Genomic DNA, 257 nt, shown 5'->3' on the forward strand with positions numbered 1-257 from the left:
GGCGTGTAGTACGTTGCAGCACCTGGACCTACTGGTAGGCCAAATACGAATACCCAAACGTAGAACATTAAGCTCCAACCAACCAAGAATACGATTGAGTATGGAAGCATAGTTGCAATCAGAGTACCGATACCTAGGTTCTTCATGTAACGCGTCGCTACAGCTAGGATAAGACCAAAGTAGCTCATCATTGGCGTAATGATGTTGGTTGTTGAATCACCGATACGGTAAGCCGCTTGAATCGTTTCAGGTGCGTA

The 257-nt window shown here is 45.9% G+C and carries 1 protein-coding gene; it reads right to left on the minus strand.

Features of this window, described 5'->3' with window-relative positions; translation table 11 throughout:
- The coding region (locus tag AB4486_RS25475; RefSeq protein WP_372119508.1) for an AbgT family transporter at positions 1 to 257 on the minus strand (257 nt) is incomplete at both ends.

This window comes from Vibrio sp. 10N.222.55.C6 (assembly GCF_041473395.1).
Lineage (GTDB): Bacteria > Pseudomonadota > Gammaproteobacteria > Enterobacterales > Vibrionaceae > Vibrio > Vibrio crassostreae_C.